Here is a 19607-nt window from a genome sequence, read left to right as displayed (position 1 = left end):
AGAAAGACGTGCCAGGCAATGAGGTGCGTCTAGAGGCTGGGCGCTTGGGATTAGCTTGCTGCGGCTTCGACGCGTTCGAGATCACGCAGCCCTTGCCGTACGTGTTCGGCGGAAGCTTCCAGCAGCTTCCGTTCTTCTTCGGTAAGGTCTACTTCGATGACCTCTTCAACACCTTTGCGCCCTAGACGCACAGGCACGCCGATAAACAAGTCGCGCAAGCCATACTGGCCGTTGACGTAGGCCGCACACGGGAGAATGCGACCTGAGTTTTTGACGATCGCTTCTACCATTTCAGCTGCAGCTGCCCCCGGCGCATACCAGGCCGAAGTGCCCATGAGCTGGACAATTTCGCCACCACCAAATTTGGTCCGCTCGACAATCGCGTCGATTTTTTCTTTGCTTAGCAGCTGCGTGATCGGTATGCCACTGACCGTGGTATAGCGGGGTAGAGGGACCATCGAGTCGCCGTGGCCGCCCATGAGTAGTGCCTGCACGTCGCGCACAGAGACGCCCAGCTCTAGCGCGATGAACGTTCGGTAACGGGCCGTATCGAGCACACCAGCCATTCCCATGACGCGGTGGCTGGGAAAGCCGCTGGTCTTATAAGCTACGTAGGTCATCACATCGAGCGGATTCGAAACCACGACCAGGATCGCATTAGGGCTGCCTTTGACGAACTGTTCCGTAACCGAACGAACGATCTTCGCATTGATTGCGAGCAGGTCGTCGCGACTCATGCCCGGCTTGCGCGGTGAGCCGGCTGTAATGACGCAGATGTCGGAGCCCTCGGTGTCCTTATAGTCGTTTGTGCCGATAATGCGCGTATCGTAGCCGTGAATGGGCGCAGCCTGCTGCATATCAAGTGCTTTACCTTGAGGCAGGCCTTGCACAATGTCGACAAGCACAATCTCGTCGACCATATCCTTACGGGCAATGCATTCGGCAACGGTAGCCCCTACGTTGCCGGCACCGATGATGGTGACTTTCATGGCTGCTTTAAGCTTAGGTTTCTGGCCATTATCACAAAGAAAATAGCACGGGAAAACCGGAAAAATAGCCCAGCTTGTGTAAATTGCCGACGAAGCCTTGGGGTCAACGTCAAGGTACTTATGCGTGCTGTTTTGCTCCGTGCCTCTGGGGGTCCAGAGGTGCTTTACTTGGGAGAATATCCCACCCCTACACCTGGGCCGGGAGAACTTCTGGTTCGTGTACAGGCCGCCTCAGTAAACCGAGCCGACATTTTGCAACGCGAAGGTAAGTATCCCCCACCACCAGGTGCCAGCCCCATTCTTGGGTTGGATATAGCTGGGACGGTTGCGGCTTTAGGACCGGGGGTAACACACTGGCAGGTGGGCGATCGGGTTTTTGGCCTCCTAGAAGGGGGTGGATATGCTGAATATGCTGTACTCCCCGCAGGCATGGCTATGCCGATACCTGAAAACCTGTCGTTTGAAGAGGCTGCTGCGATTCCAGAGGTCTTTCTGACCGCTTATCAGGCCTTAGTCTGGTTAGGTGAGCTTCAAGCCGGCGAGCAGGTGCTGATTCACGCAGGCGCCAGTGGGGTGGGTACGGCCGCTATCCAGTTGGCCCGCCGGCTAGGGGCCAAGGTGCACGTGACCGCCTCGGCAGCTAAACACGAAGCTTGTCGTGCTTTGGGCGCTGAGACTACGATTGACTACCATAGCGAAGATTTTACCGCCCGGGTGCTGGAAGCCACCGAAGGTAAAGGGGTCAGCTTGATCATCGATTTTATCGGCGCGCCTTACCTTAAGCCTAACCTACACTGCCTGGCGACCGACGGCCGCATCGTTCTATTGGCTACCATAGGCGGTAGCCGGGTTGAGACTTTGGACTTGCGCCTCCTTTTTGCCAAACGGGCTCGGCTGATTGCTTCTACGCTGCGTAACCGATCACGGGACTACAAGGTGCGCCTAACGCAGGAATTTGCCGAGCGCTTTCTTGCCGACTTTGCCAAAGGACGCTTGCGGCCGGTGCTTGACCGCATCTACGACTGGTCTGAAGTGGCCGACGCGCACCGCCGCCTGGAAGCCAACCAGCACGTGGGGAAGATTGTGCTGCGCATCGCGTAACGCATCGGTCACAAAATGTCGAGATTACAACGGCTATCTTTAAAAACATTGTTAAAACAACAAAATTGCTGCCATGCCTGCCTATAGGGTAGCACGCGTCGATGCGCTGGCCGATGGCCAGATGAAACAGGTCAAAGCCGGACAGACTGACGTGCTGCTGGTGCGCCTAGCGGGGCAAGTTTATGCCTTAGGAGCGCATTGCACGCACTATGGCGCACCGCTAGCTACGGGTGTGCTTCAAGGAGAACGCATCATCTGTCCTTGGCACCATGCCTGCTTTCATGCGCGCACAGGTGAGCATTTGGAGCCTCCTGGGCTCGATCATCTGCCCACGTTCACCGTGCGCATCGAAGGGGAATCGATTTGGGTCGAAGTTCCAGAAGACGTTGCTTCACATCGCTTGCCCGCTTTGGTGCGTCGGGATGTGAGTGATGGACGTACATGCGTGGTGGTTGGGTCGGGATGCGCTGGTGCCTATGCGGTTGAAGCCTTGCGGGCGCAAGGGTTTACGGGGCGTGTGCTTTGGATAACCGGTGCGGAGTTTCCACCAATTGATCGTCCAAATTTGAGCAAAGCTTATCTTTCGGGCGAGGCGCCTGAGGAATGGATGCCGCTTCGCCCATCAGCATTCTATGCTGCAGCTGATGTTGAGCTTATCCAAGATAACCCTGTGGTTCGCTTAGATGCCACAGCGCGGAGGATTACGTTGGCCGATGGAGAAACGTTGCCTTACGATGTGGCTATTTTGGCACCAGGAGCTGTGCCCCGCCGGCTTGAAGTGCCGGGAGCTGAGCTTTCAGGCATTTTCACGCTGCGCACACTGGACGACAGCCGAGCACTCCGGGCAGCTGCCCAGCAGGCTCGCCGGGCCGTTGTGGTAGGTGCCAGCTTTATTGGCATGGAAGCAGCGCAAAGCTTGCGACATCTGGGACTAGAAGTGACTGTCGTAGCACCTGAAGCGGTGCCGTTTGAACGCACGCTGGGTGCACCCGTTGGGCATGTCTTTCAAACGCTGCACGAGGAGCATGGCGTGAGGTTTCGGTTAGGGCGGACCGTAAAAGCGTTTGCGGGTGAGGAACGGGTTGCTGCAGTTATACTCGACGACGGATCGGAGCTGGCAGCTGACCTTGTGGTGGTGGGTGTTGGCGTCGAGCCTGCTACCGACTTTGTAGAAGGCGTCGCAAAAGCTCCAGACGGCAGCATTCTCGTCGATGCCTATCTGCAAGCTGGTGAAGGACTTTTCGTAGCTGGAGATGCTGCGCGCTTCCCGGATTGGCGAACAGGATCACCTATTCGCATTGAACACTGGCAGACGGCCGCCCAGCTTGGCCGTTTAGCTGGTGCCAACGCCGCTGGCCGACGCCAACCTTACCAAGGGGTACCGTTTTTCTGGACGCGCCAATTCGGCGTAAGCCTGCAGTACGTTGGATATGCCGGGGTATGGGACCAAGTGGTGCTCGAAGGGGATCCGTCAGCACGGCGATTCCTGGCCTATTACGTGCGGGATGAAGCCGTTTGGGCTATAGCCGGTATGGGACGGGGGCGCGAGATGGCAATCTTACACGGTTTGTTATGGGAACATCCCTTACCTGCCCTTGACCTGCTTCAAGACGCTTTGGCAGCCCACTAAGTGTTTTGCGCGTATAAGGCCCTAGCGCAAGTGCAGAACGTGTGCTCCGTATGCCCAAGCTACGTCCATTTTCCAAACAACCCGATCCGGCTCGACGGGAAGCCGTGCAGCTTCTGGAACGCATTGAGTCGGATCAGGCCTACGTCAACCGGTTGATTAGCGAACACCTGACCGACGAACTACCCCCTGAGGCTGGCCGGAGGACTACGGAGTACGTGGCGGGTGTGACGCGTTGGCGTCGATGGTTGGATTTTCTCCTGGCGCAGGCCTACCACGGTCGCTATGATCAGTTGGAGCCGCGCTTGCGGCAGATTCTTCGCTTGGGACTCTATGAGCTGCTTTTTCTGAAAACTCCTGCCTACGCTGCATTGCACGAGGCTGTTTTGCTGGCTCAGGCAATGGTCCGGCCGCAGGCAGGCAAGGTGGTCAACGCGGTGCTGCGGACGCTGTTGCGCCAGCAAGACTTTCTGCCACAGCCGCAAACCGGTGACGTGGCCGAGGACTTGGCCATTTGCTATTCTCATCCCACCTGGATGGTGCAGCGTTGGCTAGCGCGATATGGCCGCGAGGCAACGGAAGCCCTGATGCAACACAACAATACGCGCCCTTGGTTTGGGATACGGGTACGTACCGACCGCATTGCCCGCAGTGTAGTGCTGCACCGACTGGCCGATCGAAGGGTTGAGGCCGAGCCGTCACCGGTTTTGGACGACTTCGTTCGGGTACGCCGGCTGCAGCCTATCCTAGAAGATCGGTTAATTGAAAAGGGTCTACTTGCTGTGCAAGATGAAAGCGCTGGGTTAGTAGTGCGTCTGCTGGATCCTCACCCCGAAGAAACGATCATCGATGCATGTGCCGCCCCAGGAGGTAAAACCACGTATATCGCTACGCGCATGCGGGATCACGGCCGGGTGCTTGCCTTCGATGTCCATCCAGGCCGCACAGAACGCATTCGTCAAGCAGCGCTCCAGCAAGGGTTGACCAGCATTGTGGCTGAAACGCTTGACGTGCGACATGTCGCCGAGCGCTACCCAACGCTGCAGGCTGATCGTGTGCTACTTGACGTACCTTGCTCTGGGCTGGGGGTACTGGCTAAGCGTGCCGACCTGCGCTGGCATCGCTGCCCAGAAGCACTCGACGAACTGACGCAGTTGCAGGACGCGTTGCTGGAGGCTGCCGCACGCTTGGTGCGTCCCGGGGGTGTATTGGTCTACAGTACGTGCACGATCGAGCCCGAAGAAAACGAAATGCGGGTGCAAGCTTTTCTACAACGGCACCCGGAATTTGCCCTAGAGGGTGCTGAGAACTGGGTGCCTGCTTCTATGGTGACGCCAGCAGGCTTTTTAGCAACTTGGCCGCCACGCGATCGTATGGATGGAGCGTTTGCCGCACGCATGCGTCGAAAGGCCTAAACCGTCATGGAAACGCTGATTCGCGAGCTTATCCCACATGCTCCGCAGTGGGGATTGTTTGTGGCGCCTGCGATTCCTGAGGATCGCCTAAAGGGAGCGCTTGCCGATTACGCGCACGAGGCAAGCGCGGCCGAGGTGGTGGCGCTCTACGATGCAACCTGGATGGGAACCGGACGAGATGGGGCTGTCTTTTTACGCGACCGCGTTATATTTCAAAATACAGACCTGGAGCCTCCGCAGACCGTCCGCTACGAAGACGTGGTCGGTGTGGCCTTGAGGCGTCGCCTGTTGGGTGGACGACGCATTGAGCTTCAGGTTAACCGCGGCCGCGCCACTTTTACGCTGTCGATGGATTTTTCTGGAAAGCCCAAAGCTGCACCCTACGTGGCGCGCTTCCTGCACGAAGCTATGCTGCAGGCCTCTGCAAGAGCTGCTGCGGAGCCTGCAGAGACTACCGACCTTGCCGCTGTAGAAGCGGCGCTCGATCGCTTGCGTCAAGCAGGTCGCTTGAGCATGCGAGACTACCAACGGCTGCTTGAAGTGTTACGATCCAGTTAAGCCAGAAAACATTCTCCTAGACTTTCCCGTTAGAATCGGGCCTGTAAAACCGTATAACCAATGTGAGGAGCAACCATGGCCTTTACACTACCCCCCTTGCCTTATCCGTACGATGCCCTCGAGCCGTATATCGACGCCCAAACGATGGAAATCCATCATACAAAACATCATCAAGCCTACATCAACAATGTCAACAAAGCGCTTGAGGGCTATCCAGAGCTGCAGCAGAAGTCAATTGAAGATTTACTGCGCGGGATTAACACCATTCCAGAAGCCATCCGTACCACCGTTCGCAACAATGGTGGCGGGCATGCCAACCACAGTCTCTTTTGGACCATTATGAAGCCCCAGGGTGGGGGCGTGCCCAGTGGCGAATTGGCCGAGGCTATTAACGCGACGTTTGGATCGTTTGAAGCCTTTAAAGAGAAATTTTCGGCTGAGGCAGCCGGTCGTTTTGGCAGCGGTTGGGCTTGGCTGGTTGTCGACGAAAACGGCAAGCTCCAGGTCTATTCGACGCCAAACCAAGATAGCCCCTACATGCAAGGGCATACGCCGATTCTTGGACTAGACGTGTGGGAGCATGCCTATTACCTCAAATACCAAAACCGGCGGCCGGAGTACATCCAGAACTGGTGGAATGTGGTTAACTGGGATCAGGTAGCCCAGTACTACAAGGAAGCACTGGCCAAGGTGGCCGCTGCGTAAATTTGCGGTTGGTTCGGTGAGGGCAGGGCTTTACGTCCTGCCCTTTTGCGTCAGGGCGATGTCACTTCCCGAAACGATAGCCTATCGCTGGTTGCGCTACGATGCGGCACAGGAAGCCGCCTGGAGGGCATGGCTTTCTGCGGAGGAGCAGCAGCGGCTAGAGCGTTTCCGAAGCTTCTATCGCAAACGGTCATTTTTGACCGGTAGGGCGGCAGTGCGCCAGCTGTTGGCCCAACAGCTGGGGGTGACTCCAGGTCAGGTGCCGCTGGTCGCTCAACCTGATGAGCCACTTCAAGTGTTAGGTGAAGACGTATATGTTTCTCTTGCTCATGCCGATGACTGGGCATTGGCTGCCACCGCTCCCTATCCCATTGGGGTAGATCTGGAACGCTTAAGGCCTCGTTCTCCCGAGCTGTGTCGTCACGTATTACATCCCGAAGAATACCCATTGCTAGAAACCTTTGGAAAGACAGCAGCAGAAGCTATTGTCTGGCTGTGGGCTTTGAAAGAAGCCGCGCTCAAAGGTGCTGGCCTGGGGCTGCGGTGTTGGCCTCGGCGGTTGCGCTTGGAACTGGTGGGGGCTACGTGCGGGTGGGTTCAGCTGCCCAATGGCCAGCGCTGGGCTGTAGCGGCTGGTTTGCGTGAGGGGTACGTTTGGGCCATTGCCTGGCCTGCATTAGGGCTAGATTCCTTATCAAATCAACACCACGTGAACCATGGTATCGGCCATTTTTGATCCGGATCGCTGGCTGGAAGTCGAAGGTTTTCAGTTTGAAGACATTACCTATCACCGGGCTAAAGACCAGGGTACGGTGCGCATTGCGTTTAACCGACCCGAAGTGCTGAACGCATTTCGTCCAAAGACGGTTGATGAGCTCTACCAGGCGCTCGATCATGCACGTCAGACGCCCGATGTAGGGGTGATCTTGCTAACAGGTAACGGGCCTTCTAAAAAGCACGGCAAGTGGGCCTTCTCGGCTGGGGGAGATCAGCGCGTGCGCGGCCCTTCGGGTTACCAGTACGAAGCAGGGGACAACACACCAGCCGCACGCGCCCATATGGGCCGGCTGCATATTTTGGAAGTTCAGCGGCTGATTCGCTTTATGCCCAAAGTAGTGATTGCCGTAGTACCAGGCTGGGCCGTAGGCGGCGGACACAGCCTGCACGTGGTATGCGATTTAACAATCGCAAGCCGCGAGCATGCGCTTTTCAAACAAACCGACCCAGATGTGGCCAGCTTCGATGGCGGCTTTGGCTCAGCCTACCTAGCCCGCATGGTCGGGCAAAAACGCGCCCGAGAAATCTTTTTCCTAGGACGGACTTACACGGCTGAAGAAGCCTACCAGATGGGCATGGTCAATGCTGTCGTGCCACACGAAAAACTCGAAGAAGTTGCTTTGGCGTGGGCTGCCGAGATTAACCGCAAAAGCCCTACAGCTATCCGAATGCTCAAGTATGCCTTTAACCTGATCGACGACGGCCTGATTGGACAGCAACTTTTCGCTGGTGAAGCAACCCGTCTGGCCTACATGACCGAAGAAGCCCGCGAAGGCCGCGATGCCTTCTTAGAAAAGCGCCCGCCGGATTACTCGCGGTTTCCTTGGTATTACTGATCTAGCGCAGGTAGTAAAGAGAAAAAAATTTTCCTTTATGAACCTTTGAGGCAAGGTTTGGGTTTTTTAGTTCGGAAGCGCTTGCAAAAGGCCCAAAACCATGGAATCCCGCATCTACAAGCCGAAGCATCCTGTTCGCTTTGTTACGGCCGCCAGTTTGTTCGATGGCCATGATGCCGCGATCAATCTGATCCGCCGTTTACTTCAAGCGAGTGGCGCTGAAGTGATTCATCTCGGCCATAATCGCTCGGTTCAGGAAATCGTCGAGACGGCCATTCAGGAAGATGTGCAGGGGATTGCTGTCTCCAGCTATCAGGGCGGACACATGGAGTTTTTTAAATACATGATCGACCTGCTGCGCGCCCATGGGGCTGCACATATCAAGGTATTCGGGGGTGGGGGAGGCGTAATCGTCCCGGAAGAAATTCGTGAGCTGGAGGCTTACGGCGTCTGCAAAATTTTCTCGCCAGAGGATGGGTTGCGCTTAGGCTTGCAGGGGATGGTCAACTTCATGCTTGAGCAGTGCGATTTTCCCACGGTGCTTCAGCTTGAGGAAGCAGAGCTAGAACGCTTGCGGCAACGCGACAAAAAAGCCTTAGCTCGGGTGCTGACGGCCATTGAGCAACGGCTTTTGGCGCAGGTGCCGGCACGTCTTGTACCGGAACCGGCCGGTGGGGATGGAGCTCCAGCTCCTGAAATCCATACGGCGCCCGTGATAGGGATTACAGGCCCGGGCGGTGCAGGCAAATCTTCGCTCACCGACGAGCTTATCCGGCGCTTTTTGTGTGATTTTGAGGATCTTCATATTGCGGTGCTTTCCATTGATCCAACACGTCGCCGCACAGGTGGAGCGCTACTGGGCGACCGCATTCGCATGAATGCGCTCTACGGCCAAAACGGCCATCGCGTCTATATGCGCTCGTTTGCCACACGCCAAGCCCATCGATCCATCACGCAATCGCTTCAAGCAGCCATCGATGTCTGCCGGGCAGCTGGCTTTGATCTCATCTTTGTAGAGACGGCCGGTATTGGCCAAAGCGATACCGAAATTGCCGATCTGGCCGACGTAACGCTCTATGTGATGACGCACGAGTATGGCGCGCCGATGCAGCTTGAAAAGATTGGCATGCTGGATGTAGCCGATCTCATCGCGCTGAATAAGTTTGAAAAGCGCGGCAGCCAGGATGCGCTGCGTGAAGTGCGGAAGCAAGTGCAGCGCAATCGCGGGGCGTTTGCGCTGCCGCTTGAAGCAATGCCTGTTTTTCCCACCATGGCTGCACGCTTCAATGATCCGGGCACGACGCGCTTGTACTTAGCGCTGCTCGATCTACTTAATGAGCGTTTTCGCTTTGGTCGCAGCTCGCGTCTGTTTTGTGCCGCAGAACTACCAGAAGTCGATCCCGAAAAGCTAGCAATCATTCCACCCAAACGGGAACGTTATCTGGGTGAGATTGCCGAAACGTGCCGCAACTACCGCAAATGGGTCGAAACGCAGGTAACCTATGCCCGCAAGTGGGGAGAGGCGGTGGGTGCGCGCCGGCAGGTGGAGCACTGGGCACCCCAAGACCGCGCGTTGTTGCTTGAACGGCTAGATCAAATGATCCAACACTGGTGGGACAAGCTCGATGCCCGCTGCAAACGCATCCTTGAGGCCTGGGAAACCACAGCCGAGCGCTATCGGCAAGAGACCTTCACCTACACAGTACGTGATCGGGAAATCACTGTACCCCTTTACCACACCTCGCTGGCCGGCACGAAGCTGCCACGCGTAGCGCTGCCGCGCTATGAAGATCCAGGCGAGCGCTTGCGTTTTGCACTACTCGAAAATCTACCCGGCTATTTCCCCTATACCGCCGGCGTCTATCCTTTTAAACGCACCGAAGAAGAACCCACGCGCATGTTCGCTGGCGAAGGATCGCCCGAGCGCACCAATCGCCGGTTCCATTTTGTTTCGGAAGGAATGGCAGCTAAGCGACTGTCGACCGCTTTCGACTCGGTAACGCTCTACGGCCGTGATCCTGATGAGCGACCCGACATCTACGGTAAAATCGGCAATGCTGGTGTATCGATCTGCACGCTCGACGATATGAAAAAACTGTACTCGGGCTTTAACCTCTGTGACCCGAAAACCAGCGTGTCGATGACAATCAATGGACCGGCACCCATGATCTTGGCCATGTTTCTTAACACGGCCATAGACCAACAGGTGGAGTACTATCTGCGCGAGATCGGCCGTTGGGAAGAAGTAAAGCAGGCAATTGAAGAACGCTTAGGTGACGAGCGCCCGCGCTACATACCCTTTGGCCCTCAAGGGCGTCTTGAGCATCTGCCGCCTACGCATGACGGCACAGGGCTGGGGCTTTTGGGCCTCAGTGGCGCCGACCTGGTCGCCTGGAACCTGCTTGAGCCGGACACCTACGAGAACATCAAGGCACGAGCGCTTTCGGTAGTTCGGGGTACCGTGCAGGCGGATATCCTCAAAGAAGACCAAGCTCAAAATACTTGCATCTTTTCAACGGAGTTTGCGCTGCGCCTTATGGGTGACGTGCAACAGTACTTCATCGACCATAAGGTGCGCAACTTCTATTCGGTTTCTATCTCGGGTTATCACATTGCCGAAGCCGGGGCCAATCCAATTACCCAACTGGCTTTCACCTTGGCCAATGGCTTCACGTATGTCGAGTACTACTTGAGCCGAGGTATGCATATCGATGATTTTGCCCCGAACTTGTCGTTCTTCTTCTCGAACGGCATGGATCCGGAGTACAGCGTGATCGGCCGTGTAGCCCGCCGTATTTGGGCCGTGGTGATGCGCGACCGCTACGGTGCCAGCGAACGCAGTCAGAAGCTCAAGTACCACATTCAGACCTCAGGTCGTAGTCTGCATGCTAAGGAAATTGCTTTCAACGACATTCGCACTACGCTCCAGGCCCTGATGGCCATCTACGACAACTGCAATTCGCTGCACACGAACGCTTACGATGAGGCTATCACGACGCCCACCGAAGAAAGCGTACGCCGTGCCATTGCTATCCAGCTCATTATTCATCAAGAACTTGGCCTGGCTAAAAACGAAAACCCCCTCCAGGGCAGCTTTATCATCGAGGAGCTTACGGATCTGGTTGAAGAAGCCGTGCTGCAGGAGTTTGAACGCCTTGACCGGCGTGGTGGGGTGCTGGGCGCTATGGAATCGATGTACCAGCGCAGCAAGATTCAAGAGGAATCGTTGCTCTATGAGCGCAAAAAACACAGCGGTGAGCTACCCATTATTGGCGTCAATACCTTCTTGCCTCGAGATGGCCAGTCGCACGATGCGCCTGCGGCGCTGATGCGCTCTCATGAAGAGGAAAAGCGCCACCAACTCGAAAACTTGCGTGCGTTTCAGCGCCGCAATGCTTCCCGCGCACCAGCAGCGCTTGAGCGGCTGCAGCAAGTAGCACGCCGAGGGGAAAACATCTTTGCCGAGCTTATGGAAACCGTGCGCTACTGCTCCCTGGGTCAAATTACACAAGCCTTGTTTGAAGTAGGCGGCGAGTACCGGCGGAATATGTGATGCGGAACGCCCCTGTAGTGCGGGCGTAGTCTGTGAAGAGGCAAAGAATCGCAGCTCTTGTTGCCGAAATGCGCCTGTTGCCGCTCGCCATAGGCCTAGGAGCTTTACTGGTTGCTCCAGCCGCAGCCCAGTACTACGAGTATCACTTCGGCAGAAATAAAGTGCAGTACGAGCGCTTCGACTGGCATGTGCTGCAGACCGAACACTTCGACATTTACTACTATCCTGAAATGCAGACGCTGGCGGAGCACGGCGCTTATTTTGCCGAAGAAGCCTACCGCGTGCTTCAGCAGCGTTTTAACTATTCCCTTCCACGCCGCACGCCGCTCATTTTTTATGCAGCCCCGTATCATTTTCAGCAGACCAACACGACGCCCGGGTTTATTCCAGAAGGCGTAGGAGGGTTTTTTGAGCTGATTAAAGGCCGGGTGGTATTACCTGCAAACGGAAATCTCTACCGGTTTCGGCGGGTGATCTGGCACGAACTCGTGCACGTGTTTACGTTCCATCGCGCTTTTCAAGTGCTGCGCGACCATCGCGTGCCGCCAGATCGGTTCCTGCCCCTCTGGTTTACCGAAGGTTTGGCCGAGTACTGGTCGGGACCGCCCGATGATCAACACGAGATGATCTTACGTGACGCACTGTACGCAAACTACCTGGTCCCTTTGGAAAATATGTACCGGATTTACGGTACGTTTCTGATGTACAAAGAGGGCGAAGCGCTGTGCCACTTTATCGCGGAAACCTACGGCGAGGAAAAACTGCTGGAACTTATTGAGCAATTCTGGATCGACCGTGACTTTCGGCGTGTGCTGGAACATGTGCTAGGAGAAGACTTCTACGCGATCTCGGATCGTTGGGAGCGCTGGCTAAAGAGGCGCTATTTGCCCGATCTGCCTAACCAATCGCTTCCCTCACTGGCCGCGCATACCGTTGTAGCCCGCGGCTTTAGCACCAAACCGGTTGTTTACCGGCGACAAGACGGTCGCCAGATGGTTTACTACCTGGGCAACGAGGGGGCTTACACCCATCTGTATGCGCTACCGGTAGACTCCGCTTACGATCCCCTTGGAGCGCCGCGCGTACTCATACGCATTGGGCGCGACGAACGCTTTGAGTCGATTAACCTGCTCGAAGACCGCATGGACGTGTCGCGCCAAGGTCTACTGGCCTTCACCACGCGCAGTGGCGGTAGCGATGTGCTGCACCTGTACGATTTAGAGCACGAGGACCTGGTAGCTACCTATAGATTCGATCGATTAGTGGCAATTTATAGCCCCTCTTGGAGTCCGAGCGGCCGCCAACTTGCTTTTAGTGCTATCGATGAAGGGGGCTGGATCGACCTGTACGTCTTCACACCGGAAACCGGACAGCTTGAGCGATTGACCCGCGATCTCTATGACGAACGGGATCCCGCCTGGAGTCCGGATGGACGCTCCCTGGCCTTTGCTTCCGACCGCACCGCATGGGGAGACCGCTATGCCATGAATCTATTCCTGTATCGGTTTGATACCGGACAGATCCACCAGCTCACCCAAGGGCTGCGTCGGGATCAAGAACCGCGGTGGAGCCCGGATGGCCGCTATGTGGTGTTTTCCAGCGCGGTCAAGGGCGAAAACGGCCGCTTTGGCCCTCGCAATATCTGGGCAGTAGAGGCGGTTCCGTCGCTACCTGCACCTCCCGTAGCCACATTGCACCCAGAGACGGTCCCTAGTCCGCCGCTGCGTCGGCTCTATCGCCTCACGAACCTGGCCACAGCTGCCTTCGACCCCGTTTGGACCCCTGATGGACATTTGCTTTTCAGCACCTTTGAACACTACCGGTTTGCGATTCGACAGCTGCCTGATATAGCTCAGTATCTGGAAAAGCCATATCAGCGCACGAGCATTGCCTTGCTGGGTAGCGATCCAGCATGGCAACCAGGGCGCCTTTCGGCCGAAAGCAGTGTGCGCCGCCGCCCTTATCGGCGACGCTATAGCTTGGACGTCGCTTATGGGGGGATTAGCATTAGCCAAAGCGCCCTTTGGGGCACAAGCGGCGGGGCTGCACTGGCATTTTCAGATCTGCTGGGCGACGATCGCTGGTATTTGATGGTCTTTCACGCTGGCCAAAGTAGCGGCGATCTGCTCAAAGGACTAAACCTGGCTGTCTCGCGCATCCAGCTGCACCGGCGCACGGATGTGGGCTACGGCCTTTACCGCTTTGCTGGACTACGCTATGACCTGACCGATCCAGATGCTGCGGCCGAATATCCGCTCTTGTGGGAAGAGCTCATCGGGACCTACGGCGCCCTAAGCTATCCTATCTCGACATTTCGCCGGCTTGAACTCAACACCGCATTGGCCTGGAGCGACAAACGGGTCGCTATTCGTGGCATCGAACGCCAAGCGCTTTTGCTGTCTAACGCCCTGTCGCTGGTGCATGATAACGCGCTTTACGGCCTTAACGGACCCGTTGACGGCTGGCGGGCCAACCTGACCATTGGCTACACGACCGACCTGCGCTATGCTAATGTCAACTATTATACGCTGAGCTTGGACGTGCGCCACTACCTGCGCTTGTTGCGCAATGTCACCCTGGCCTCCTGGGGTATGCTCCGCATCAACGAGGGGCGTGAAGCTCGGCTCTGGTTTTTGGGTGGGAGCTGGGACTTGCGCGGCTTCCCACTTTTTGATGTGCGCGGAAGCAAGCTCTGGTTTACTTCGCACGAGCTCCGCTTCCCTATTCTAGAAGCACCTTCGCTTTACATCCCCATCCTGGCTCCTTTTGGCATTGCGAACTTGCGCGGCGCGTTGTTTTTCGACGCCGCCCACGTATGGAACAACGATTACGCCCAACGCCAGCCGCAGCTCTATGCAGGCGAAACGCTCGGAGCTGTTGGCTTAGGCTTCCGGCTCAACCTCTTTGGTGGGCTGGTGCTACGTTACGATATCGGGTATCGCTACCGCGAAGGCTTTCGCTATCGCGAGCGGTCTTTTCGGCAGTTTTTCTTCGGATGGGACTTTTGAACGCGCAGTTCCCTCAAGGATGGGCCTTGCTGATAGGCGTAGCCCTTGTGCTTTCGGGTTGCCGATCGCTTCAGGTACCCATAGGAGCGCTTGTAGCTCCTGCGGAGCCTTCGCTTGCCTTGCTTAAGCCACCGCTTACGGTAACGTGGCGACGTGACGCAGAAGCTGCTCCTGGCTTAGCCTTTGAAACTGGACGAATACTGTTTGTCACCAACCGCAAAGGGGATATTCATGCGCTCGAACTTCCCGAAGGCCGTAGGCGCGGCGTGCTCGACGTAGGGCGCGACCTCATGGGCCAGCCTGTAGTCCATCAAACCCTGCTGCTGGTGCCTGTCCCTCTAGAGGAAGGCGCTGTGATCGGCTATGACCTTTACCAGCGGCGAATCGTGTGGCGTCACCTAGGCGAAGGGGTAGAAGCAGGGCTGTGGCAAGCTGGCATGCTGGTGTATGTAGCCGATCGGCGTGGACAGGTATATGCGCTAGAAGGCGTGACAGGACAAGTGCGCTGGCAGCAATCTCCTGAAACTATTGGCCTTGAAGGTGTACGCAGCCGGCCAGTAATAGCTCAGGGCGTGCTTATCGTGGCCGATAAGCGGGGCCGGATCGTTGGGTTGGACACTGCACATGGATCCCTACGCTGGCAGCAAGCAGGCGCCGGCCCGGTCTACGCGGATCTGCTTCCTGTAGGCGACCGCGTGTTGGTTTCGACCACCCGCGGACGATTGCTGGCGATAGCAGCCCAAACCGGTGCACTACTATGGACGCAGACGTGGCCCGACACAAGCGTGCACCTCACAACACCTGCCGTAGTTGGCAACCAGGCTTATGTGGCCGGAGGCGATGGCAGCGTGTGCGCAATTGACCTGAAGACCGGGAAGCGCCTTTGGTCCTGGCAAGGGCCAGCTGCCATCGTAGCCGCTCCAGTTGCCGTGCCTGAACTAGAACTGCTGTACGTAGGCGATCTAGACGGAACACTCTACGCACTGGACCTGCACAACGGTGCTGTTCGTTGGAAACTCGAAGACTTAGGAGACGTGCTGCACTTGACACGAACCGCCTCTGGGCTTGTGGTCCTCTGTCGCCCACGACACATATACCTGCTTCAATCCACGCATGAAACCTTGGCTGCGTCACCTTAGCCTGAAGCTGGGCCTGCTCTGGAGTGCTGCAACAGCTGCAGCGCAGCCGGTCGTTGTGCTTGAGACCAACTGGCCCGAAGCGCAAGTTTATGCCGACTCTGTTTTATTGGGAATAGCTAGAACCGGCAGCTTCCTCATCCCTGCAGGCACGCAAGTGCTGCGCTTGGTTCCACCAGACGGAGACACCTGGTCCATCCCAGCACAACAGGTAATCTTGCCAGATCCGGTGCCCGATACCTTGCAACTCTACCTGCCATTCCCATACTATTACTACCTAGAAACCTTACCTTCTGGAGCCCGCATCTATCGCGGCCCGCCAGCGCAAAATCGCCTATTGGGTGAAACCCCTTTTACCGGCGTCTTCGAGGAACCGTTGCAGGATACGCTCTATTTTGTCCATGCCGGCTACGCCCCTGCAATGCTCCAACCCAGCACGCTTGTCTGGAATCACCATCGCCTCGTGCTGCAGCCGATTGATCCTGAAGACAAGGTGACGTTGTGGACGCCTGCTCAGCGTCGGCATGGCCTAACCTACTTGGCACTGGGCGTTGCCTTAGCAGCTACCGCCGTTTCGGTTCATTATAAATTTCAGGCCGATCGCCTCTATGCTCAGTATGAGCAGACGGGCGACCCTGCTCTGCGGCCGCGCATTCGGGAATTGGATCTTCGCGCAGGTGTGGCGCTCGGTGTGGCGCAGATCGGATTAGGCGTGGCTGCTTTTCGGCTTATTTTTCGATAGATTAACCATGGAGCAATTAGCCATGATGCTTAAAGAACGACTCACAGAAGACCTCAAGGCTGCTATGCGCGCACGAGATGAAGCGCGCCTACGTACTATTCGGGCACTTCGGGCCGCATTGCTAGAGCGCGAAATTGCCGAGCGCAAAGGCGGTAAGGCCACACTGACTCCCGAGCAAGAACTGGAGGTCCTGCAAAAAGAGGCTAAGCGCCGTCGCGAGGCGATCGAGCAATTCCAGGCGGCTGGTCGTGACGACCTGGTGCAGAAGGAAACCGAAGAACTGCGCATCATCGAATCTTATTTGCCGCGTCAGCTGAACGACGAGGAAATTCGTAAGGTACTTGAAGAAATTATTGAAACCTTAGGAGCGCGTTCGGTACGTGAACTGGGGCAGGTGATGAAAGAAGCCATGGCGCGCCTGCGCGGCCAAGCCGAAGGCCGCCGCATTAGTGAGCTGGCTCGAGAACTTTTAACCCAGCGGGAAGCCGCTTCGTGATTCCTCTGACATCCATCGACTGGTTCATCGTAGCGCTTGTCAGTCTAGGCATGGCGCGTGGATTTACTACAGGCGGCGTGCGACAGCTGCTGGGGCTTGTAGGGTTTGTTGCAGCTGTTGTGGTGGGCATTTCGGCAATGGAGTCTATGGGACGGCTTGTTGCTGAAAGCTTAAAACTTTCACCACGCGTGGGCCCACTTTTAGGATTTTTGGTAGTGTTTATGGCTGTATTGTTGTGCGTTTGGCTGATCATTCAGGCCACCGAAGCGTTACTGGGCGCTGTTAAGTTGTCGCTTTTCAATCGACTGTTGGGCATGCTTATCGGAGGGGTGAAGGCTGTGCTGCTGCTCAGCTTGCTGTTTCTGATATTACAAGCCTTAAATTGGCCTAAGGCCAACGCCCGCAGGGCTTCACTGCTTTACGAACCTGTAGCTACGGTATTGCCTACTGCCTGGGATTTTGTCGCGGCACGCGCGCCCGAGGCTCAGCGACTGGTAGAGCGCTTTTCTGCACTGAAAGACTAAAGGCTGCGTTTGCAATGGGGTGCCATGGTTGGTAGGTCCTGGGCAGCATTGCTGGCAAGCTTAGTTCCGGAAACTGCTGCGCCTGCATTTCGGACGCACGAAACCGTACGTCCTTTGCTTGAGGCAGCTTGCCGCATGAGCAGCGGCTTAGCTACGTTTCTGGATATTGGTTATAGTGAAGAAGGGCGACCTATCAGCGCTGTGGTTATGGGGCAGGGACCACGTACAGTCGCCCTGCTGGCCGGTACGCACGCGGACGAGCCAGTAGGCCCGGAGACGCTGCGCTGGTTTGTGCTCGAAGGTCTTCGGCAAAGCAGCCAACTGCAGCCCATTTTGGAACGCTTCCAGCTTGTCATTTTACCCCATATCAATCCAGATGGAGAAATCCGTAACCAATCCTGGGTAACCCATTGGCCATCGCTTGAAGCCTATTTAGCCCATGTTGTACGGGAACTGCCAGGACGGGACTTGGAATTCGGCTATCCTGACCTTAGGCCAGAAAATCGCGCTGTAGCTGATTTTTTACGTGCCTATGCACCTTTTGCTGGATATGTCAACCTACACGGGATGGGTTTTGCCGAAGGCGCCTTGCTGCTCATCGAGCGCCACTGGTCATTTCGTACTGAGGCATTGCAACAGGCGTTTGTCGCAGCTGCACAAGCAGCGGGCCTTGGACTGCACGACCACAACCGCAAAGGGGAGAAAGGCTTTTTCTACATTGGCCCTGGCTTTATGACTACGCCTGAAGGCGAAGCCATGCGTACGTTTTTTGAAGCACGTGGCGAACCCCAACAAGCACAACACTTTCGCTTGAGCTCAATGGAGTTGGTACGCGGATTAGGCGGCGATCCCTTGTGTTTAGTGACCGAGTTACCCCTTTTTGTTGTTCAGCGCCGACCTGCTGCACCAGGGATCCCGAAAGCCTATCTGGAATTGCGCGCGCAGCTAGCCGAGCTGCGCCTGCGTGCCTTAAAAGGAGAGACCCTTGAGGATGCCCGCAGGGCGTTTGGGTTGCAGCCGCTTCCTTTGGCAAAAGCGATGCGCCTGCAGCTGCAGGTTATTGGCCTTTTGTTAGAAACGATTGGAGATTAAGGGTGGATGAAGCTGAAGTATTGGTTTTAGGTTAATTTATGTGTTGAAAGCGCTTGCGATATGGTTTCTTTTCTAGCGTATTTGCAACTTTACTTCCAAATAGCTATTCGTTTCCAATCTAGAATTTCGCCAACAGGCCTGTAGCAAGCGCTATGATCGAAAAGAAAAAGACCAGCAAGGGCATTCGTGTGACGTTTAGCCTGCCAGCTGAGGCGGCTCGCAAGAGCGTATCGGTAGTGGGAGATTTTAACAATTGGGATCCTTCAGTTCACCCCATGCGCCTCTACAAAAATAAGGGTGTTTGGAGCAGGTCAATCGTGCTTAAGCCTGGCACGTACCAGTTTCGCTATTGGGTCGATGGCGAGCATTGGATCAACGATGAACAAGCCGATGGCTATACGCCTAGCCCCTTTTTTAGCGAGAACTGCCTGCTTCACGTCGGCTAAGGTCTTGACATAGCGCGTGGTGTTTAGGCGTCTCTCTAGGGACGCCTTTTGCTTTATGCAAAGAGCCATTGCACTAGGTAGATAGCCAAGAGCATGGCTGTGATGTCAGCAATGAGGCCGGCGGGCACAGCATGGCGGGTTTTGGTGATGCCTACGGCGCCAAAGTACACGGCTAAAACATAAAATGTGGTTTCCGTTGAGCCAAACATCACCGCTGCAATCTTTACAATCAGAGACTCTTCGCCGTAGCGCTGAATCAGGTCAAGCACTACTGCTGCAGAACCAGAGCCTGTTAGGGGTCGCAAGATGGCCATAGGCAGCACCTCAGGCGGGATCTGGAGCGGGCGAAGCACAGGGCGGAGCAGTTCTACTAAAAAGTCCATGGCCCCTGAAGCGCGAAACATCCCGATCGCGAACAGAATGCCTACCAGATAAGGTATAATGCGCACAGCCACGTCAAACCCCTCACGAGCGCCTTCAACAAACACTTCGTAAACAGGCACGCGGCGCAAAAGACCGTACAAAGGAAAGCCGACAATCAACAGGGGTAAAATCAGCAGCGAGAGGGTTTCCAAAAACATACGGAACGTTTCCATGACCTT

Annotated in this window: 17 protein-coding genes; 15 read left to right on the top strand and 2 right to left on the bottom strand. The window is 56.1% G+C overall.

All coding sequences use genetic code 11. The features are described from left to right. Nucleotides 1–50: 50 nt before the first annotated feature. Nucleotides 51–989 (bottom strand): malate dehydrogenase, encoded by a 939-nt coding sequence (mdh, locus tag J8E65_RS06700; RefSeq protein WP_210374861.1) that lies wholly within the window; start codon nucleotides 987–989, stop codon nucleotides 51–53. Nucleotides 990–1109: 120 nt separating this feature from the next. Here mdh and J8E65_RS06695 point away from each other — a divergent pair, with 120 nt between their 5' ends. The 15 genes from J8E65_RS06695 to J8E65_RS06625 all read left to right on the top strand — a co-directional run bounded on the left by J8E65_RS06695 (nucleotide 1110) and on the right by J8E65_RS06625 (nucleotide 19005). Next, nucleotides 1110–2090, top strand: a complete 981-nt coding sequence (locus tag J8E65_RS06695; protein ID WP_210374860.1) for an NAD(P)H-quinone oxidoreductase — start codon at nucleotides 1110–1112, stop codon at nucleotides 2088–2090. A 73-nt stretch (nucleotides 2091–2163) separates the two neighbouring features. Further along, on the top strand, nucleotides 2164–3720 hold the full coding sequence (locus J8E65_RS06690; protein WP_210374859.1) for an FAD-dependent oxidoreductase: 1557 nt from the start codon (nucleotides 2164–2166) through the stop codon (nucleotides 3718–3720). Nucleotides 3721–3770: 50 nt separating this feature from the next. Next, nucleotides 3771–5132 (top strand): 16S rRNA (cytosine(967)-C(5))-methyltransferase RsmB, encoded by a 1362-nt coding sequence (rsmB, locus tag J8E65_RS06685; RefSeq protein WP_210374858.1) that lies wholly within the window; start codon nucleotides 3771–3773, stop codon nucleotides 5130–5132. Nucleotides 5133–5138: 6 nt separating this feature from the next. Continuing rightward, nucleotides 5139–5690 carry a hypothetical protein gene (locus J8E65_RS06680; RefSeq protein WP_210374857.1) on the top strand — a complete coding sequence of 184 codons (552 nt, stop codon included), beginning with the start codon at nucleotides 5139–5141 and terminating at the stop codon, nucleotides 5688–5690. A 75-nt stretch (nucleotides 5691–5765) separates the two neighbouring features. Then, complete coding sequence (locus J8E65_RS06675; protein ID WP_210374856.1) at nucleotides 5766–6395, top strand: superoxide dismutase; 630 nt, start codon at nucleotides 5766–5768, stop codon at nucleotides 6393–6395. A gap of 58 nt (nucleotides 6396–6453) precedes the next feature. Continuing rightward, complete coding sequence (locus J8E65_RS06670) at nucleotides 6454–7131, top strand: 4'-phosphopantetheinyl transferase family protein (RefSeq protein ID WP_210374855.1); 678 nt, start codon at nucleotides 6454–6456, stop codon at nucleotides 7129–7131. After that, entirely contained in the window at nucleotides 7112–8008 is an 897-nt protein-coding gene (locus J8E65_RS06665; RefSeq protein WP_210374854.1) for a 1,4-dihydroxy-2-naphthoyl-CoA synthase, read from the top strand. Before J8E65_RS06670 ends, J8E65_RS06665 begins: the two co-directional genes overlap by 20 nt. A 100-nt stretch (nucleotides 8009–8108) precedes the next feature. After that, nucleotides 8109–11561, top strand: a complete 3453-nt coding sequence (locus J8E65_RS06660; RefSeq protein WP_210374853.1) for a methylmalonyl-CoA mutase family protein — start codon at nucleotides 8109–8111, stop codon at nucleotides 11559–11561. Between the two features lie 68 nt (nucleotides 11562–11629). Continuing rightward, on the top strand, nucleotides 11630–14569 hold the full coding sequence (locus tag J8E65_RS06655) for a peptidase MA family metallohydrolase (protein ID WP_210374852.1): 2940 nt from the start codon (nucleotides 11630–11632) through the stop codon (nucleotides 14567–14569). Further along, on the top strand, nucleotides 14557–15708 hold the full coding sequence (locus J8E65_RS06650; protein ID WP_210374851.1) for a PQQ-binding-like beta-propeller repeat protein: 1152 nt from the start codon (nucleotides 14557–14559) through the stop codon (nucleotides 15706–15708). Before J8E65_RS06655 ends, J8E65_RS06650 begins: the two co-directional genes overlap by 13 nt. Next, nucleotides 15683–16447 (top strand): hypothetical protein, encoded by a 765-nt coding sequence (locus J8E65_RS06645; RefSeq protein WP_210374850.1) that lies wholly within the window; start codon nucleotides 15683–15685, stop codon nucleotides 16445–16447. Before J8E65_RS06650 ends, J8E65_RS06645 begins: the two co-directional genes overlap by 26 nt. 22 nt (nucleotides 16448–16469) lie before the next feature. After that, nucleotides 16470–16943 (top strand): GatB/YqeY domain-containing protein, encoded by a 474-nt coding sequence (locus J8E65_RS06640; RefSeq protein WP_210374849.1) that lies wholly within the window; start codon nucleotides 16470–16472, stop codon nucleotides 16941–16943. Beyond that, complete coding sequence (locus J8E65_RS06635; protein WP_210374848.1) at nucleotides 16940–17467, top strand: CvpA family protein; 528 nt, start codon at nucleotides 16940–16942, stop codon at nucleotides 17465–17467. The genes J8E65_RS06640 and J8E65_RS06635 overlap by 4 nt, the downstream gene beginning before the upstream one ends. Before the next feature lie 24 nt (nucleotides 17468–17491). Further along, nucleotides 17492–18559 (top strand): M14 family zinc carboxypeptidase, encoded by a 1068-nt coding sequence (locus J8E65_RS06630; protein WP_210374847.1) that lies wholly within the window; start codon nucleotides 17492–17494, stop codon nucleotides 18557–18559. A 152-nt stretch (nucleotides 18560–18711) separates the two neighbouring features. Then, the gene (locus J8E65_RS06625; RefSeq protein WP_210374846.1) at nucleotides 18712–19005 is read left to right on the top strand and encodes an isoamylase early set domain-containing protein; all 294 of its coding nucleotides are present in this window, start codon (nucleotides 18712–18714) and stop codon (nucleotides 19003–19005) included. Between the two features lie 53 nt (nucleotides 19006–19058). On the opposite strand, the gene J8E65_RS06620 is transcribed toward J8E65_RS06625, so the two are convergent. Next, entirely contained in the window at nucleotides 19059–19601 is a 543-nt protein-coding gene (locus tag J8E65_RS06620) for a spore maturation protein (protein ID WP_210374845.1), read from the bottom strand. Nucleotides 19602–19607 lie beyond the last annotated feature (6 nt).

This window comes from Rhodothermus bifroesti (assembly GCF_017908595.1).
GTDB classification, from domain to species: Bacteria; Bacteroidota; Rhodothermia; order Rhodothermales; family Rhodothermaceae; genus Rhodothermus; species Rhodothermus bifroesti.
The sequence above is the reverse complement of the archived record's forward strand: the minus strand, read 5'-3'. Positions and strand labels throughout refer to the sequence as shown.

Excerpts from the sequence above, each read along its gene's own strand:
- J8E65_RS06645 (WP_210374850.1), top strand. The coding sequence starts at position 15,683 with ATGAAACCTTGGCTGCGTCACCTTAGCCTGAAGCTGGGCCTGCTCTGG.
- J8E65_RS06620 (WP_210374845.1), bottom strand. The coding sequence starts at position 19,601 with ATGGAAACGTTCCGTATGTTTTTGGAAACCCTCTCGCTGCTGATTTTA.
- J8E65_RS06690 (WP_210374859.1), top strand. The coding sequence starts at position 2,164 with ATGCCTGCCTATAGGGTAGCACGCGTCGATGCGCTGGCCGATGGCCAG.
- rsmB (WP_210374858.1), top strand. The coding sequence starts at position 3,771 with ATGCCCAAGCTACGTCCATTTTCCAAACAACCCGATCCGGCTCGACGG.
- J8E65_RS06675 (WP_210374856.1), top strand. The coding sequence starts at position 5,766 with ATGGCCTTTACACTACCCCCCTTGCCTTATCCGTACGATGCCCTCGAG.
- J8E65_RS06625 (WP_210374846.1), top strand. The coding sequence starts at position 18,712 with ATGATCGAAAAGAAAAAGACCAGCAAGGGCATTCGTGTGACGTTTAGC.
- mdh (WP_210374861.1), bottom strand. The coding sequence starts at position 989 with ATGAAAGTCACCATCATCGGTGCCGGCAACGTAGGGGCTACCGTTGCC.
- J8E65_RS06660 (WP_210374853.1), top strand. The coding sequence starts at position 8,109 with ATGGAATCCCGCATCTACAAGCCGAAGCATCCTGTTCGCTTTGTTACG.
- J8E65_RS06655 (WP_210374852.1), top strand. The coding sequence starts at position 11,630 with ATGCGCCTGTTGCCGCTCGCCATAGGCCTAGGAGCTTTACTGGTTGCT.
- J8E65_RS06630 (WP_210374847.1), top strand. The coding sequence starts at position 17,492 with ATGGTTGGTAGGTCCTGGGCAGCATTGCTGGCAAGCTTAGTTCCGGAA.
- J8E65_RS06695 (WP_210374860.1), top strand. The coding sequence starts at position 1,110 with ATGCGTGCTGTTTTGCTCCGTGCCTCTGGGGGTCCAGAGGTGCTTTAC.
- J8E65_RS06640 (WP_210374849.1), top strand. The coding sequence starts at position 16,470 with ATGATGCTTAAAGAACGACTCACAGAAGACCTCAAGGCTGCTATGCGC.
- J8E65_RS06650 (WP_210374851.1), top strand. The coding sequence starts at position 14,557 with ATGGGACTTTTGAACGCGCAGTTCCCTCAAGGATGGGCCTTGCTGATA.
- J8E65_RS06680 (WP_210374857.1), top strand. The coding sequence starts at position 5,139 with ATGGAAACGCTGATTCGCGAGCTTATCCCACATGCTCCGCAGTGGGGA.
- J8E65_RS06665 (WP_210374854.1), top strand. The coding sequence starts at position 7,112 with ATGGTATCGGCCATTTTTGATCCGGATCGCTGGCTGGAAGTCGAAGGT.
- J8E65_RS06670 (WP_210374855.1), top strand. The coding sequence starts at position 6,454 with ATGTCACTTCCCGAAACGATAGCCTATCGCTGGTTGCGCTACGATGCG.